Origin of the sequence: Streptomyces panaciradicis, from assembly GCF_023516615.1 — a bacterium.
GTDB classification, from domain to species: domain Bacteria; phylum Actinomycetota; class Actinomycetes; order Streptomycetales; family Streptomycetaceae; genus Streptomyces; species Streptomyces panaciradicis.
On the sequence record NZ_JAMGBF010000346.1, the window covers coordinates 1 to 366 of the forward strand.

Here is a 366-nt window from a genome sequence, read left to right on the forward strand (position 1 = left end):
CTCCACGAACCGCATGTGGATGAACTGCCGGTCGCGTTCGTCGAGGGCTGCGATCATCGGAGCCAGGGCGTGGAAGTCCTCGACGAGTTCGAGGGCCGGATCGTCGACGCCGATGAAGTCCTGCAGGACGGTTTCGCCGTCCGCACTGGTGCTGAGGGCAGCGTCCAGGGAGGAGGAGTTGTAGCCGTTGGAGGCCAGGCGGGCCTCGCGGACCTCCTCTTCGGGCAGGCTCATCAGCTCCGACAGTTCCTTCACCGTCGGGGTGCGGCCCAGCCGGCTGCTGAGTTCTTCGGTCGCCTTGGCGAGCTGGACGCGGGCCTCCTGCAGCCGGCGCGGCACATGCACGGCCCAGGTGGTGTCGCGGAA

1 protein-coding gene is annotated in these 366 nt (G+C 68.0%); it reads right to left on the reverse strand.

Annotated elements, in window-relative coordinates:
• A partial coding sequence (locus M8J74_RS44295) for a sigma-70 domain-containing protein (RefSeq protein ID WP_283949344.1) occupies positions 1–366 on the reverse strand: 366 nt, incomplete at both ends.